The organism is Arthrobacter sp. cf158 (genome assembly GCF_900106835.1).
Lineage (GTDB): Bacteria > Actinomycetota > Actinomycetes > Actinomycetales > Micrococcaceae > Arthrobacter.
On record NZ_FNNR01000002.1, the window covers coordinates 293,399 to 307,747 of the forward strand.

Genomic DNA, 14,349 nt, shown 5'->3' on the forward strand with positions numbered 1-14,349 from the left:
GACTGTCCGTCAGACAAGCCCCTAACAGCGTCGTTGTCGTGTCACCTGAGTTATTTGGAGGGCACCATGGAGTTCATGATCAGCGGACGAAATCTCACAGTTTCTGACCGCTTTCGCGAATACGCCGGCGAGAAAATCTCGAAGATTGAATCGCTGGGGGATAAGGTCCAGCGAGTCGACGCCAAAGTTTCCAAGGAAACCAACCCCCGGCAGATACCGGGGCAGCTCACCGTTGAAGTGACCGTCCTGGGCCGTGGCCCCGTGATCCGTGCCGAGGCCACAGCCGCTGATAAATTTGCTGCCTTCGATCTCGCGTACAACAAGCTCCTTGAAAGGCTTCGTCGTGCGAAAGACCGGAAAAAGGTCCACCACGGCCGCCACACTCCCAAAGCAGTCCGGGAAGCCACGGCCACCCTCGAGCCAGCCAGTGCAAGCGAGCCGCTCTACGTTGAGGCCAGCAACCACCAAGAGCCCGCGCCACAGGCCGACGAGCGTTCTCCATACGAAATCGAGAACGATATTCCGGCGGGCGATTCACCCGTCCTGATCCGCCGGAAGGTATTTCCCGCGGCGTCGCTTACACTCGATGATGCTGTGGACAGCATGGAACTTGTTGGGCACAACTTCTACCTGTTCCTGGACAAGGAAACCAACGCACCATCGGTCGTTTACCGGCGAAGTGGTTGGACGTACGGTGTGATTACCCTTGATTCCACCTGCGAACCCGGCGAGGAAGCCGTCGAAGAGAAGATCCACGCCTACCGCTCGGATGACCAGGCTTCCACGGCCAAATAAGGCCTCAACTCCTGCATGAAGGGACTTCAATGACCGCTTCGCTGAGCCTGTCACAGGCACGGCGGATCGCATTGGCAGCTCAAGGATTGGCAAAGGTACGGCCCGCCGGCCCCGTGACACCACGGGCGGTGGGCCGTACCTTTGCCCAACTCCAGCTCGTCCAGATCGACTCCGTGAATGTCGTGGCGCGAAGCCATTACCTTCCGTTCTTTTCCCGCCTCGGCAACTATGATCCCCTCATTCTCCAAGCGATGGCAGGCCGTAAGCCACGCAGGATGATGGAGTATTGGGCCCATGAGGCCAGCTTCATTCGTCCCGAGCACTTCCACGACCTGCTCCTGTGGCAAAAAAGGGCATGGGTTGGAGCGCATAACCTCGATCCGCTTGTTCGGGGGGACATGGAAGACCGGATACTGGCGGCCCTCAGCGCGGGGCGCCCCATGACCGCGTCGGAGCTTACTGCCAGGCTCGGCCACGACGAGGAAGCTGAGCGCGACAATTGGGGCTGGAACTGGAATATCGTCAAGCGCGTGCTGGAACACCTGTTCGAACAGGGCCGTATTTCGGCCGCATCGCGTACACCGCAATTTGAACGTCAGTACACCCTGACATCCAGGGTCCTTCCCGAGATGACGTTGTCCACACTGGATGCCGAGGCGTCGCTTGATCGACTCATGGACGCAGCGGCCCAAGCCCACGGCATTGGGACAGTGCGGTGCTTCTCTGACTACTTCCGGACACCGCTGAAAGCCGGCGCGGATTCGGTCCAGCGCCTTATCCGGGCAGGCCGCCTCGAACCAGTCACGGTCCGCGGGTGGGACCGTGCCACGTACAGACATGTCGGGGCCAAGTTGCCACGGAGGGCCGAGGGGCGCGCCTTGCTGAGTCCTTTTGACTCCCTGGTCTTCGAAAGGCGCCGCCTTGAAGGGCTGTTTGGGTTCCACTACCGGATCGAGATTTATACCCCAGCCGCCAAGAGGCAATTCGGCTATTACGTCCTCCCGTTCTTGCTGAGGGAGGCCATTGTGGCCAGGGTGGACCTGAAAGCCGATCGGGCGGCTGGTCAGCTTCTGGTGCGTTCTGCCTATGGTGAGGTGGGTGCTCCGCCTGATACCGCCGTCGAGCTTGCAGCAGAACTTGACCTTATGGCCAATTGGCTGGGCTTGCAGGAAGTCGTGGTGTGGCCCGTGGGGGACCTTGCCGCCGATCTATCGCTGGAGGTGAACTGCCGTGCTGACGGTCTTGGACAACAAGGTCGGCCGGCTAGTCCGCTCAGAGGTGAACCCGACAACGTGGCATTGGTCTCTCCCGTAGACTGAAACAGCCAGAATTCGGCAGCATGAGACTGGGAGCAATTTCACGTGGCATCACTAATCGAAAAACTTCTCCGCACGGGTGACAAAAAGACACTCAAGCAACTGCGGAACTATGCCGATTCCATCAATGCCCTGGAAGACTCCTTCAAGTCATTCACAGATGCCGAACTTCGTGAGGAAACGGATCACCTTAGGTCCAGGCATCAGGACGGCGAGACGCTGGATGCCCTCCTTCCTGAAGCCTTTGCCGCTGTTCGCGAGGCTTCTGCGCGTACTTTGGGCATGCGTCACTTCGATGTCCAGTTGATGGGCGGCGCCGCATTGCACCTTGGCAACATCGCAGAAATGAAAACCGGTGAAGGCAAGACCCTGGTGGCTACCGCGCCTGCGTATCTGAACGCGCTCACCGGTAAGGGCGTCCACGTGGTGACTGTGAACGACTACCTCGCTGAATACCAGTCCGAACTCATGGGTCGTGTCTACCGATTCCTGGGCCTGACCAGCGGTTGCATCCTTTCCAACCAGGATCCTGCGGTGCGCAGGCAGCAGTACGCGGCGGACATTACCTATGGCACCAACAACGAATTCGGCTTCGACTACTTGCGCGACAACATGGCCTGGGACTCCAGCGAACTTGTGCAGCGCGGCCACAATTTCGCGATCGTTGACGAGGTCGACTCCATCCTGATCGATGAAGCCCGTACCCCCCTTATTATTTCCGGCCCGGCACAGGGCGACACCAACCGCTGGTACAGCGAATTCGCCAAGGTCGTCCTCCGTCTGCAGCCTGAAGTCGACTATGAAGTCGACGAGAAGAAGCGGACCGTGGGCGTGCTTGAGGCTGGAATCGAAAAGGTAGAGGACTACCTCGGTATCCAGAACCTCTACGAGTCTGCCAATACGCCGCTGATTGGTTTCCTTAACAACGCCATCAAGGCCAAGGAGCTCTTCAAACGGGACAAGGACTACGTCATCCTCGACGGCGAGGTGCTGATCGTTGACGAGCACACCGGCCGCATTTTGGCCGGACGACGCTACAACGAAGGGATGCACCAGGCCATAGAGGCTAAAGAAAACGTTGAGATCAAGGCAGAGAACCAGACTCTCGCCACGGTCACCCTGCAGAACTACTTCCGCATGTATTCAAAGCTTGCCGGTATGACCGGTACGGCCGAGACTGAAGCCGCGGAGTTTATGAGCACCTACAAGCTCGGTGTCGTTCCCATCCCCACGAACCGCGACATGCAGCGCATTGACCAGCCTGACCTCGTCTACAAGAACGAAGTGGTCAAGTTTGATGCTGTGGTTCAGGACATCGCTGAGCGGCACGAGAGTGGCCAGCCTGTACTGGTAGGTACCACGAGTGTTGAGAAGAGCGAGTACCTCTCCAAACTCCTTGCCAAGGAAGGTATCCGGCATGAGGTACTGAACGCCAAGAACCACGCCCGGGAAGCGTCCATCGTGGCGCAGGCAGGGCGAAAAGGTGCCGTCACGGTGGCAACTAATATGGCAGGCCGTGGAACCGACATCATGCTGGGCGGCAACGCTGAATTCACAGCCATTGCTGAACTTGCCAAGAGTGGGCTCGATCCTGAAGAAAATTCCGAAGAGTACGAGGCCGCATGGCCCGACGCTCTTTCGGCTGCCAAGCAGGCAGTCAAGGACGAGCATGAAGAGGTCCTCGATCTTGGTGGGCTCTACGTTCTCGGAACCGAGCGCCATGAATCCCGACGCATCGACAACCAGCTGCGAGGCCGTTCAGGACGTCAGGGTGACCCCGGGGAATCCCGTTTCTACCTTTCCTTGACTGACGATCTCATGAGGCTGTTCAACTCAGGCGCGGCGGAGCGGCTCATGAACAGCTCTGTGCCGGATGACGTTGCGCTCGAATCCAAGCTCGTCTCGCGTGCCATCGCATCGGCTCAGGGGCAGGTCGAAGGCCGCAACGCCGAACAGCGCAAGAACGTCCTCAAGTACGACGACGTCCTCAATCGCCAGCGTGAAGCCATCTACGGTGACCGTCGCCGGATTCTCGAAGGCGATGACCTCCATGAGAAGGTTCAGTTCTTCCTGGAAGACACCATCAACGCCCTCATTGACGCCGCTACGGCCGAAGGCACAGGCGATGACTGGGATTTCAACCAGCTGTGGGCCAATCTGAAAACGCTGTACCCGGCCACTGTTACCGCTGAGGAAATCATTGAAGAAGCCGGTGGCAAGTCGCAAGTGACCGCAGACTTCCTGAGGGATGAAATTCTCTCGGACGCGCGCCTCGTGTACCAGGCCCGCGAAGAGGCTATTGGCTCCGAGAGTATGCGTGAGCTTGAGCGCAGGGTTGTGCTTTCTGTTCTCGGACGGAAGTGGCAGGAACATCTCTACGAGATGGACTACCTGAAAGAGGGCATTGGACTCCGGGCCATGGCCCAGCGTGATCCTCTGGTGGAGTACCAGCGCGAGGGCTTTGTCATGTTCCAGAGCATGATGGAGGCCATCCGCGAGGAGAGCATCGGATTCCTGTACAACCTCGAGGTGGAGGTAACGCCGGCCGAGGACGTTGTAGTGGCCGACGACTCTGCAGCGGGAGTACACACTGAGCATCATGATCCCCAAATCCGGGCAGCTGGACTGCAGGCACCGGAGAAACCGGCACAGTTGCAGTACACAGCTCCGGGTGAGGACGGTGCCACGCAGACGCGCATTGAGGGCCGCTCTTCCGGCCGATCAGGCAACCCTGCGAAGGCAGCAAGCCAAGAGCCTCGCAAGCAGGCAAAAAAGAAGCGCCGCTGAGCCGTTACCAAACGGATAGTTAAGTAGAGGGTGAGCCTGGACAAGTCGTCCGGGCTCACCCTTTTTTCTTTTCTCGACGAAGCGGGATAGATGCGGAAGTACTAGCCAATTTCGAGCGCTGTCACTTGCCATACTCCATCGAATCGCTCCAGACGCATGGCTACTGCACGGTACCGTTGTTCTTCGGCCACTACGATGCTGGCTTCGCAAATTGTTTCGGATATCGAGCAGGCCCGTACGGAGCGGACCATAGGGCTCCGATGCGGCTGCGAATTTCCCCGGAGCCTGGCTGCATGCTTACGAGTGAGAACGGCTCGGTGTTGAAGAGACAAGTAGCACTCTGGATCCAGTGAGCGGGAAAGTTGGCTTACTGGGCGCGTTCCTGCAAGCACCTCCAAGGCCGCCTGGGCAATACTCCGCGCCACTAGCCTTACGTCGATATCCGCACGGGTTGAACCGTGAGTGGCGGCTATGCGTTTGTCGTTTTGGCGTCCTGCGGGTCGGCTTGCAGTTGCAACGATCATGGTCATACCTCTGGCATTCACTACATGAGCTGAGCGCGGGGGAAGACGCTGAACTCGGGTGGTTTCTGCTGGGATGACGTTGGACTTGTTGGTGATGCGTGGACGCCGCCCCTGAGTGGGTGGCGTCCAGCGAAATAGCTAGTGCTTTCTACGAACCGGGCATATTAGCCGGGGAGGGGAGGCCTCAGGAGTTGACCTGGTAGCAAAACAGTTGGGTCAGCTCCAATGGTGGCCCGGTTAGCGATGTACCACTTTGGCCAAGCCATGGCTATGTCCAAATCGGTGGCGAGAGGGCCCAGCCTGGATGAGGCAATTGACCACAGAGAATCGCCGGCATTGACCACTACACTTTCCTCGGATGGCGTGCGGGTTTCCCGAAGAAACTGGCGGCTTAGCAAGCCCGCATCAACGATCGGGGGACCAGGCCGCCATGCTGGATCTGCTGGCTCCCTCCCATTTGTCGTGGTTTCGGGTGGCAATGAAGTCTGCATGGCTCCGGCAAGGGACATCGGCGTCCCCGACTTGGCGACCGCTGGATCCGTGCTTGCGGTGGTGGACTTCCACGAAGGGTCCGGTGGGGCCGTTGATGCCTGTGCAGCGCCTAAGCCCAGAAGGTTCAGGCTCATGAGTGCTACAGCCAGCCGGAGCATGAAGGCCGGGCTGAATTTGGAGAGCGGGTGCGCGCCTGCCCGCGGCCTGCGCCGTTGCAAATACGACGCCAAGAGGGCGATCGTTAATGACAACACCCACCAAGCTACTATCGCAGTTCCCGAGGCGCCGGCGACAATGCCGAGAAGGTGCTCGAACGAGGAGCTCTGCCGATGACTCACAGCGGCCTGCCACTGCTTCATCAGGACGTTCCCCTCGAAGACCAGGAACAATCCGAGCCCAAGAATCGATGCTGCGAGGGCAACGTCTCCACGCAAGGTTCGTGCCATTCGGTGCCCCCAAGACTCGTTTGATGTCATTTGATGCTGTTTGCTTTATTTGCCCTATTTTGAACACACTTGGGAAAGAATGTCCAGTCGAAGGACAAATGTATTGCTGAGTTCGCGCTACCCCCATACTGCAGCCTAGTCTGACGACATGAGATGGGACTCTCTCTTTAGCGACTTGGAGACACAATTTCTGGCCGAGCGTGCCTTGGATCGAGAAGCCGAGATAACAGAGCGTGCCCGGGTTGAGCTGGCAGGCATAGAGTTGGGCGATCGACTTCGGGGCGCGGCGGGGACACAAATCAAAGTCGAGCTCGTTGACGGCAGCGCCATAAAGGGAGTGCTCAGCCACGTCGGCAGTGAGTGGCTGGTGTTGACCGAAGGAATCCGGCAGTGGCTGGTTCCTTGCCCGGCCGTGCTCAGGTATCAAGGTCTGGGAAGGCTGGCCATGCCCGCGCCCTCGCGAATGCGGCTCGCGTTGGGAATGGCTGCTGCGATGAGAGCTCTGGCCAGGGATCGCACTGAACTGGTGGTTCACCTGGCTGCAAAAACTGAAAATGGCTCTAAATTACAGGGAGTCATAGACCGGGTTGGCCGTGATCATTTTGATCTCGCGGTAGTGCCCCACGGGGAAGTCAGGCGAGCCGGTAACGTTGCAGCCGTCATGACCATTCCATTTGGTTCGCTGGCTGCCCTATCCTCGGCGGCTGGCAATGACTTTCAGGGTGGGAGCTACTAGGACTGTCCTGTTTTGGCCTTAGCCTCTTCGATCATGCGGCTGGCTTCTGCGTAGCGGTCCTGGATGTATTGTTCGAGCATTTTTTCTTCAATCCGCCACTGCCCCCGGCCTCCAACCTGTATGGCTTTCAAATCGCCGCTTCGAACCAGTGCGTATGCCTGGGGTGAATTGATCTGGAGCTGTTCGGCGACGTCCGCAAGGGTCAGGAATCGGGGCATGGATCCATTTTGCCACCGTTGCCGCTATTTGAGGCACTTATCCACAGTTTCATCCCATTTGGGGTCGATCGCTTTGGCAGCAAAGAACCCGGCGGTCAGAATGGGAAGGCTGGTCTTTGGGCCATGCCTGAATTCGAAATGGGGAACAGAAGTATGGGGCCAACGGCAACTGTAGCGGCGTCAAGGTTAAAGAAGCCGTCATGGAAGGACCCTCGGCTTCTTGTTGGAGTTCTGCTGGTGCTCGCGTCCATAGCCGGCGTGATTGGGTTGGTGGGTGCCGCAGACAAGACGAAGCAGGTTTACATCGCGAAGGAAGACATTGGGGTTGGGCAGGAGGTCACAGCGGGTGATTTGTCAATCGCCAACGTCCGCCTGGATGACCTCGAGTCCGGTTACCTCACCGTTGAAGGAGGCCTCTCTGAAGGCAAAGTGGCCTTACAACGAGTGGCGAAGAACCAGCTCGTGCCGCAGGAGAGCCTGGGGGAGCCCGATGCTCTGAACCGAAAACCCGTTGCCATTTCCATGGAGGAAGAACTGCCTGAGCAGGCAGTCGCCGGCGCCAGGGTGGACGTCTGGGTCGCAAATCCTGGGGCGAGCAGTGCGTATGAAGCGCCGCAGTTGCTGCTTCCGGGTGCCGAAATTGCACAGGTGACATCCGGCTCCACAACTTTGGGGGCCTCAAAGACGACTGTGGTTCTCGTGCTGGTGACCAATGATCAGATGCCCAAATTGCTCGGGGCGCTTGCGAACAAGGCCAAAATCTCCGTTGTTTGGAACCCTTCAGGTTCACGTCAATGAGTATTCCAGTAGTCACTGTTGGCCCATCACAAGAAGCCGTGGTTGAAGGGTTGGAGCGTCTTCAAGGTCCAGTTACTGTGGTGCGCCGGTGTGAGGAACTGACTGAACTCATTGCTGCCTGCCAAAGCGGCCTCGCCGTGGCGGCCGTTGTGGCGGAAGGCAGCGGGGAACTCACAACCACGTTGGTCGATCGGCTCGGCGCAGTTGGCGTCATGATCGTGGCCCTGACGGACGACCCCGTCGAGATGGCTCGATTGCATTCCATTGGCGTCGTAGCGGCAGCTTCCGGGATTGAGCCGGCTGCGCTGGCTTCCACAATTTCCGAGGCAGTTGGCCGTGACCAATCGCGCGGGCGACTGGGCTCGGGGCTTCATGCGGGCTTCTCTGATGCCGGTGCGGATCCATTGCCGGCGCCTGTCGCTGACATCGCCGAGGATTGGTCGAAGAACCCAGGAAAGATCTATGCCGTATGGGGACCCGTGGGTGCGCCGGGCAGGACACTGCTGGCCGTCAATATGGCAGCGGAGTTGGCGGCCGATGGACAATCCGTCATCCTCGTGGATGCGGACAGCTACGGTGCAAGTGTGGCTGCCGCCCTCGGATTGCTGGACGAATCGGCAGGGTTGGCCTTGGCATGCCGGCTGGCGGATCAAGGCTTGCTCGACGTCAAAGCGCTTGAGGGGGCGGCCATTCAGGTGTTCACCAAGCGCGGCTCATTCCGCGTTCTCACCGGGACGACGCGTGCTGACCGGTGGACAGAACTCCGGGCGGCAGCACTGTCCGCAGTACTGGAACAAGCCCGGCAAATAGCGGACGTCATTGTGGTGGATGTGGGCTTTTGCCTCGAAGCGGACGAAGAGCTGAGCTTTGACAGTATGGCTCCCCGGCGGAATGCGGCCACGCTGCGCAGCCTGGAGCTGGCCGACGTCGTGTTCGCCGTGGGTACGGCGGACGCTATCGGGGTGCCGCGATTGGTCCGGGGCTTGGCGGAGTTGGAAGCTGTTGTGCCTCAGGTCAGTGCTCGTGTGGTGCTGAACAAGGTAAGGAGGGCTGCCGCGGGGCGTTCGCCGCGCCAGCAATTGGAAGATGCGTGGGTCCGGTATGGCCCGGGAATGGGAATAGACGCGTACCTCCCGGCCGATCCGGCGGCGTGCGATGCCGCATTGCTCTCTGGGTCAGTACTACTGGAAGTCGCGCCGGACTCGGAGCTACGGATGGCCATCGCTGGGCTCGTATGTGCGCCTGTCCAGCAAAATCGGAATTCCTTTGGTCGAACTACCAGAGCTTTGGGACTGCATAAGCGCTAGGCTCAAATTGTGGGCTGCAGAGTCGCAGCAATCAACATGTGATGGAGGCGTTTGTCGATGTCGTCAGGATCCAGCGTGGAGGATCGGTCCGATGCAGCAGTTGTTCGTGAAGGGTTCTTCGGTGACTACTATGAGCACCTCGCAGAGGAGGACTCCCGCGCGTATTCGGCTGAACTCCTGATATCGCGGGCATCCAACCACAGGGACGTTGCCCAGTCCCGACTCCCCGGCAACGCCGTTGTTGAAATCGCCGGTGAAGCCGACAGAAGTGTCGTCTACATTGTCACGGACGACATGCCTTTCCTGGTGGACTCTGTTAACGCGGAGCTTGTTCGCCAGAACTGCGCCATCCGATTGGTGATGCACCCCTTGTTTGTGGTCACCCGCGACCGGGTCTCCGGAGAACTCCGTAAGATTTCGAGGGTCCCTTCAAACGTTGGAATTTCCAGTGGTGATACGGCTGCGCTTCCCAGCGTTGCGCACCTCCTGGGCGACGGTGACAACGCATCGCACATGGAATCATGGATTGCGGTCGAAATTGACAGGGTCAGCGATGAGGCCCGCGGGGAATTGATCGCCGGCCTGCAGCGCGTACTTGGAGATGTCAGGGCCGCAGTCGAGGACTGGCCGAAGATGAGAAGCAAGGCTCTCGAATTGGCCGAGGCCCTGGGCGGCATATCCCATCCTGAACAAGTCGCCGAACTCCGTCAGGCGCAGGATCTCCTGCGGTGGCTGGACAACGGCAACTTCACTTTCCTTGGATACCGCGAATACGACCTCGTTGACGAAGACGGCGAGGACGTCCTGCAGCTGCGTGAAGACAGCGGACTTGGACTCCTCCGTGCAGGCGACTCCACCCGTCAGGTCCAGCACCTCACAGATGCAGGGCGGAAGCGCGCCAGGGAGAAGCGGGCTTTGGTGATCACCAAGGCGAACTCCCGCTCCACCGTCCACAGGCCTGCCTATCTCGACTACATCGGGGTCAAGAGTTTCGACGCCTTGGGCAACGTCAATGGGGAACGTCGTTTCATTGGGCTGTTCGCGACCAGCGCCTACACCGGATCTGTTCGCAGCATCCCCATTGTTCGCGACAAGGTCGATGCCGTTCTGCGGAACGCCGGATTCCCGATTGACTCCCACTCGGGCAAGGACTTGCTGGGCATCCTCGAAACCTACCCCCGCGACGAACTGTTCCAGATCGAGATTCCCGACCTGGCTGCTACGGCTACGGGCATTCAGCGACTGCAGGAACGCCGGCGGACCAAGTTGTTCCTCCGCCCTGACATTTACGGCCGTTTCATGTCGGCTGTGGTTTACTTGCCCCGCGACCGTTACACCACCAGTGTCCGCCTCCGGATCGAGCAGGAACTCCGGGAAACTTTCCATGCCGAAAGTATCGATTACGAGGCCCGGATCACTGAGTCGGCGCTGGCCCGTGTGTTCTTCAGGATCAGGTTGCCGCGCACCGCTGAATTGGCAGAAGTCAACGTCGAAGAACTCGAGCACCGCCTGATGAGGGCCTCGCGCTCCTGGAGCGAAGGTGTTGCGGAGGTCCTGCGGGAGCACCGTCCTGCCGAGAATGCAGACATCCTGTCTGCGCTTTGGGCGGAAGCGTTCCCTGCGGGTTACCGGGTGGACTACGAAGTTGAAGACGCCCTTGAAGACATTGAGCGCTTCGAGAAGTATGGCGCCCAGGCGGAGCGGATCGGTGAAGCTGCCAAGCAGGTAAAACCGGGTGTTCACGTATATCTGCCTGAAGGTGCCGGCGAGGCACTGGAAGAAGATGCCCGCGTCAAGCTCTACTTGATGGAACCCAAGAGCCTGAGCCAGATCCTCCCGTACTTCCACAACCTTGGACTTGAGGTTTTGGATGAGCGGCCCTTCGAGATCGAGACCGCCGATCATCGCGATTTCTTCCTGTACGACCTCGGCCTCAAGTATCCCGCGGGAGTTGATCCCCTCGCGACCGGTGACCTGCTGAGTGATTCCTTTGGTGCTGCCGTCACGGGAGCTGTGGAGTCGGACAACTTTGACCGATTGGTTCTCCGCGAAGGCATGCACTGGCGCCAGGTGGTGGTGCTCCGTGCGTATGCCAAGTACATGCGCCAAATGGGCAACACCAACTCGTTCGGATTCATCGCCGACACATTGCTGGCCAATCCCGACGTCGCAAGGGGTCTCAACGACCTCTTCTCCGCGCGCTTCGATCCTGCTGTGCCTGAGGATTTGCGGGCAGAACGCCAAGGCGCTGCACGGGCAGCCCTGGCAGACTCGATTGAGCAGGTTGCCACCCTGGACGCGGACCGCGTGCTGCGAACCTTCGTGAACCTCATCGAATCGACGCTGCGGACCAACTACTTCCAGAACAAGGACTACCTCAGTTTCAAACTGGACCCCACATCGATCGATGGCCTGCCCTTCCCGCGGCCGATGTTCGAGATCTGGGTCTACTCGCCGAGGGTGGAGGGTGTTCACCTCAGGTTTGGCAAGGTGGCCCGTGGCGGCCTCCGCTGGTCGGACCGGAGGGAAGATTTCCGCACGGAAATCCTCGGCCTCGTCAAGGCCCAGACGGTGAAGAATGCTGTCATCGTTCCCACCGGCGCCAAGGGTGGCTTCTTTGCCAAGAAACTGCCGAACCCGGCAGTGGACCGCGCGGCATGGATGGCTGAAGGAATCGAGAGCTATAAGACCTTCATTCGAGGCTTGTTGGACATCACTGACAACCTCGTGACGTCAGCGGAAGGCGAACGGCTGGTACCGCCGTCGGATGTCGTTCGACATGACGGCGACGACTCGTATCTTGTTGTGGCTGCGGATAAGGGCACGGCGACGTTCTCCGATACAGCGAACGGGCTGGCAGCCGAGTATGGTTTCTGGCTTGGTGACGCATTCGCCTCAGGCGGGTCCGTCGGTTATGACCACAAGGCCATGGGAATCACGGCGCGCGGCGCTTGGGAATCGGTCAAGAGGCACTTCAGTGAACTCGATCTGGATACCCAGACCGAAGAATTCACCGTGGTGGGTGTCGGAGACATGTCCGGTGACGTCTTTGGCAACGGAATGCTACTTTCCCGGCACATTCGCCTGCTTGCCGCTTTTGACCACCGTCACATCTTCCTTGATCCGGCACCGGATGCTGCAGCCTCGTTCGCTGAGAGGCAGAGGCTGTTCGAGCTGCCCCGGTCTTCCTGGGACGACTACGACCGCTCGCTCATCAGCGATGGCGGCGGCGTGTATGCGAGGCAAGCGAAGAGTATCCCGGTCTCGGACCAGGTCCGCAAGGCCTTGGGCTTGCCTGAGGGAACCACGCAGCTAAGCCCCCCGGATCTTCTCCGCGCGATATTGCTGGCTCCGGCAGACCTGCTCTACAACGGCGGTATCGGCACGTACGTCAAGGCGAGCACCGAGACCCATGCAGCCGTGGGCGACAAAGCCAATGATGCGATTCGCGTTGACGGCCGGGACCTGCGGGTCAAGGTAGTGGGTGAAGGTGGCAACCTCGGTTTGACCCAGCGGGGTCGCATTGAGGCCGCGCTGCAAGGAGTCATCCTTAATACGGATGCCATCGACAACTCCGCTGGTGTTGATTGCTCGGACCACGAGGTCAACATCAAGATCTTCGTTGACCGTATGGTGGCGGCAGGCAAGCTGGAGGCCGCTGAGCGGGCGTCCTTCCTTGCCGATATGACCGATGAAGTGGGACGGCTGGTCCTTCAGGACAACATCGACCAAAACATTCTGTTGCTCAATGACCGGACCCGGGTTGCTGACTGGAGTCCGAGCTACGAGCGACTCATGGATTGGCTGGAGAAGTCCGCCGACCTGAAGCGCGATCTTGAAGCACTGCCCACGACGGACACCCTGCGCGAAAGGTTGGAGCACGGGCAAGGCCTGACGTCGCCGGAGCTGGCAGTCCTGGCTGCCTACGCGAAGATCGAATTGGGTGCAGCGCTACGCGACAGCAACCTTGCAGATGATCCTTGGTTTGCGGACACCATCCGCAACTACTTCCCAAAGCAACTGAGGGAAAAGTTCGACGCAGAGCTGGACACGCACCCCTTGCGGCGAGAGATCATCGCTACTGTTGTCGCCAACGACATCATCAACCTTGGCGGTATTACGTTCGCGTTCCGTGCCATAGAAGAAACGTCAGCCAATGAGGTTGCCGTTGCGAAGGCCTTTGTGGCCCTGCGTGAAATCTATGACCTCGATCCGATGGTTGCCGAGTTGAACGCCCTGCCCGCCTCCTTCCCCACAGAGCACTGGAGTGAAGTCCACCTGGACATCCGCCGCCTGCTTGACCGGGCGGTTCGGTGGGTCCTGGGCCAGGGGATGGCGTCACAGCCTATTTCAGCCGTGGTGGAATCGTTCAAGCCGATGATGGCCCCGTTGCGGGCAAAGCTTCTTGACTACCTCCGGGGTGAGGACAAGGTCCGTATTTCCGGCTGGCTGGATAAAGCCAAGGGCTGGGAACTGCCCGAGCACCTCGCCCACCGATGGGCGGAACTGTTCGAAAGCTACGCCCTTCTGGACATCGCCCGTATTGCCCAGACAGGCAATGAGGGCGTTGAGGACGTCGCTCACGTCTACTACACCGTTTTCAACCGTTTCCACGTTGACTCGCTGCTCGAACGCATCAGTTCCTTGCCACGCGATGATCGCTGGCAGGCGTTGGCACGGGCCGCCCTTCGGGACGATTTGTACTCAACGGTGGCAGATATGACGACGTCGGTCCTTGAGTCGACGGAATCCGGAGCCTTGGCAGAATATCGCCTGAAGGCGTGGGAAGAGCAAAATGCCGAGCAACTCGGACGTGCCAAGACCATGTTTGATGAGGTCAACGCACTCGAGGCCGACGACATGGCTTCACTGTCGGTAGCATTAAGGCTCTTGAGGTCAATCGTCCGACGCTAGGGACACGTCCCGGCGT

Annotated in this window: 10 protein-coding genes; 7 read left to right on the forward strand and 3 right to left on the reverse strand. The window is 59.4% G+C overall.

The annotated features are described in order from the left end of the window. Positions 1–66 precede the first annotated feature (66 nt). From raiA to secA, 3 genes are read left to right on the forward strand one after another with little or no spacing between them, the layout of a single operon-like run. Entirely contained in the window at positions 67–795 is a 729-nt protein-coding gene (gene raiA / locus BLW08_RS04295; protein ID WP_090818333.1) for a ribosome hibernation-promoting factor, HPF/YfiA family, read from the forward strand. Between the two features lie 29 nt (positions 796–824). After that, complete coding sequence (locus BLW08_RS04300; protein ID WP_091323502.1) at positions 825–2,114, forward strand: winged helix-turn-helix domain-containing protein; 1,290 nt, start codon at positions 825–827, stop codon at positions 2,112–2,114. Between the two features lie 42 nt (positions 2,115–2,156). Next, on the forward strand, positions 2,157–4,898 hold the full coding sequence (secA, locus tag BLW08_RS04305) for a preprotein translocase subunit SecA (RefSeq protein WP_091323503.1): 2,742 nt from the start codon (positions 2,157–2,159) through the stop codon (positions 4,896–4,898). A gap of 101 nt (positions 4,899–4,999) precedes the next feature. On the opposite strand, the gene BLW08_RS24075 is transcribed toward secA, so the two are convergent. Next, positions 5,000–5,428: an Rv3235 family protein gene (locus tag BLW08_RS24075; protein WP_090818342.1), complete on the reverse strand. Its 429-nt coding sequence runs from the start codon at positions 5,426–5,428 to the stop codon at positions 5,000–5,002. A gap of 158 nt (positions 5,429–5,586) precedes the next feature. Continuing rightward, the gene (locus tag BLW08_RS04315; protein WP_091323505.1) at positions 5,587–6,360 is read right to left on the reverse strand and encodes a LysM peptidoglycan-binding domain-containing protein; all 774 of its coding nucleotides are present in this window, start codon (positions 6,358–6,360) and stop codon (positions 5,587–5,589) included. 148 nt (positions 6,361–6,508) lie between these two features. On the opposite strand from BLW08_RS04315, the gene BLW08_RS04320 reads away from it, so the two are divergent. Further along, positions 6,509–7,096 (forward strand): hypothetical protein, encoded by a 588-nt coding sequence (locus tag BLW08_RS04320; RefSeq protein ID WP_091323507.1) that lies wholly within the window; start codon positions 6,509–6,511, stop codon positions 7,094–7,096. Here BLW08_RS04320 and BLW08_RS04325 read toward each other — a convergent pair. Further along, positions 7,093–7,314 carry a helix-turn-helix domain-containing protein gene (locus tag BLW08_RS04325; RefSeq protein WP_091323509.1) on the reverse strand — a complete coding sequence of 74 codons (222 nt, stop codon included), beginning with the start codon at positions 7,312–7,314 and terminating at the stop codon, positions 7,093–7,095. The genes BLW08_RS04320 and BLW08_RS04325 overlap by 4 nt on opposite strands. 153 nt (positions 7,315–7,467) lie before the next feature. Between BLW08_RS04325 and BLW08_RS04330 the strand changes: the two genes are divergently transcribed. Genes BLW08_RS04330 through BLW08_RS04340 form a run of 3 tightly spaced genes read left to right on the forward strand, consistent with a single transcriptional unit; the run spans position 7,468 to position 14,333 of the window. Further along, positions 7,468–8,112 (forward strand): SAF domain-containing protein, encoded by a 645-nt coding sequence (locus BLW08_RS04330; RefSeq protein WP_091323510.1) that lies wholly within the window; start codon positions 7,468–7,470, stop codon positions 8,110–8,112. Further along, a complete protein-coding gene (locus BLW08_RS04335) occupies positions 8,109–9,419 on the forward strand; it encodes a CpaE/TadZ family protein (protein WP_090818359.1) in 1,311 nt (436 codons plus the stop codon). The genes BLW08_RS04330 and BLW08_RS04335 overlap by 4 nt, the downstream gene beginning before the upstream one ends. 57 nt (positions 9,420–9,476) lie before the next feature. Beyond that, positions 9,477–14,333, forward strand: coding sequence for an NAD-glutamate dehydrogenase (locus BLW08_RS04340; protein WP_091323512.1), 4,857 nt, complete (start codon positions 9,477–9,479; stop codon positions 14,331–14,333). The last annotated feature ends 16 nt before the right edge of the window (positions 14,334–14,349 follow it).